Source organism: Pseudomonas sp. BAY1663, assembly GCF_000582595.1.
Taxonomy (GTDB): domain Bacteria; phylum Pseudomonadota; class Gammaproteobacteria; order Pseudomonadales; family Pseudomonadaceae; genus Stutzerimonas; species Stutzerimonas stutzeri_AF.
Genome location: NZ_AZSV01000179.1, coordinates 1 through 2,126, shown reverse-complemented (window position 1 = coordinate 2,126; position 2,126 = coordinate 1). Strand labels below are relative to the sequence as shown.

The following is a 2,126-nucleotide window of genomic DNA, read 5'->3' as shown; positions in this document are numbered from 1 at the left end:
CGGAGCGCCGGCGGCGAGTACCGGCAGGTGCCGGCGAGCAGCCTGCGCCGCGGCGACGTGGTGCGGGTCGAGGCCGGCGAACTTATCCCGGGCGACGGGGAGGTCATCGAAGGTATCGCCGCCGTCAACGAGGCGGCGATCACCGGCGAGTCGGCGCCGGTCATCCGCGAATCGGGAGGAGACCGCTCGGCGGTCACCGGCAACACCCGCGTGGTATCGGACTGGCTGCTGGTGCGCATCGGCAGCGACCCGGGCGAGTCCACGCTGGACCGGATGATCGCCCTGGTCGAAGGGGCCAAGCGGCAGAAGACGCCCAACGAGGTCGCCCTGGACGTCCTGCTGATCGGGCTGACGCTGATCTTCCTCGTGGTGGTCGCCACCTTGCAGCCCTTCGCCCGTTTCGCCGGGGGCGATCTGCCGCTGGTGTACCTGGTCGCGCTGCTGGTGACGCTGATCCCCACCACCATCGGCGGCTTGCTGTCGGCCATCGGCATAGCCGGCATGGACCGCCTGGTGCGCCTCAACGTCATCGCCAAGTCCGGCCGGGCGGTGGAGGCGGCGGGCGATGTCCAGGTGCTGCTGCTGGACAAGACCGGCACCATCACCTTCGGCAACCGGCGCTGCAGCGCGATGGTGAAGGCGCCGGGCGTGTCGGCCACGGAGCTGTCGCATGCCGCGCTGCTGTCGTCGCTGGCCGACGACACGGCCGAAGGCAAGTCCATCGTCGAATACCTGCGCGCCCTGGCACCGATGACGGAGCCGGTCGGGCAGGCGGTGAGCAGCATCCCGTTCAGCGCGGAAACCCGCCTCTCCGGTGCCGACTACCAGGGCCGGCGCTATCGCAAGGGGGCGGTGGACGCCGTGCTCGGTCACCTGGGCATGGGCCCCGAACAGGTGCCGCCGGTACTTGCGCGCGAGGTCGAGAAGATTGCCCAGAGCGGCGGCACGCCCCTGCTGGTGTGTGCCGATGAGCGGCTGCTGGGCGCTATCCATCTCAAGGATGTGGTCAAGCCGGGCATCCGCGAGCGCTTCGCCGAGCTGCGCCAGCTGGGCATCCGCACGGTGATGGTCACCGGTGACAACCCGCTGACGGCCGCCGCGATTGCGGCCGAGGCGGGCGTCGACGACGTGATTGCCGAAGCGACGCCGCAGAAGAAGCTGCAGCGCATTCGCCAGGAGCAGGCCGAGGGCAAGATGGTCGCCATGTGCGGCGACGGCGCCAACGATGCGCCAGCGCTGGCGCAGGCCGATGTCGGCATGGCGATGAACGACGGCACCCAGGCGGCGCGCGAGGCGGCGAACCTGGTCGATCTGGACTCCGATCCGACCAAGCTGCTCGACGTGGTACAGGTGGGCAAGCAGCTGCTGGTGACCCGGGGAGCGCTGACGACCTTCTCGGTCGCCAACGATGTGGCGAAATATTTCGCCATCCTGCCGGCGCTGTTCATCGGCATCTATCCGCAGCTCTCGGTCCTGAACCTGATGCAGTTGCACAGTTCCGAGAGCGCCATCCTGTCGGCCATCGTCTTCAATGCGCTGATCATCGTCGGCCTGATCCCGCTGGCGCTGCGTGGCGTGCAGGTGCAGGCCGCCGACTCGGCCAGCCTACTGCGGCGCAACCTGCTGGTCTACGGCCTGGGCGGTCTGGTCGCGCCCTTCGTCGGGATCAAGTTGATCGACCTCTTGCTGACCGCGGTCGGCCTGGTCTGAAGCCCGCCGCGCCATGACGGCGCGGCTTCTGGAGATGAGAAAAACGTTCGAATACGTTCGTCCGGCGATTGCCTCGCTGATCCTGATGGCGCTCATCACGGGCGTCGTCTATCCACTGTCCGTCACCGCGGTGGCGCAACTGGCCTTCGCCGAGCAGGCCAACGGCAGCCTGGTTCGCGATGCGACCGGGCAGGTGCGTGGCAGCGCCCTGTTGGCCCAGGCGTTCGAGGGGCCGCAGTGGTTCCACCGCGCCCCTCGGCGGGGGACTACGCAACCGTCGCCAGCGCTGCCAGCAACCTGGCGCCAAGCAACCCCGAACTGGCCGCCCAGGTTCGCGAACGCGTGCGGGACTGGGCCGGTAGCGCCGCGCAACCGGCACCGATGGAGCTGGTGACGGCCTCGGGCAGCGGGCTCGA

General features: G+C 69.2%; 1 protein-coding gene and 1 pseudogene. Both read left to right on the top strand.

The features are described from left to right. The coding region (gene kdpB / locus BAY1663_RS22560; RefSeq protein ID WP_037045324.1) for a potassium-transporting ATPase subunit KdpB at nt 1-1,710 on the top strand (1,710 nt) is incomplete at its 5' end. A gap of 13 nt (nt 1,711-1,723) precedes the next feature. Beyond that, nucleotides 1,724-2,126: pseudogene (locus tag BAY1663_RS22555) on the top strand (potassium-transporting ATPase subunit C); the annotation flags it as partial.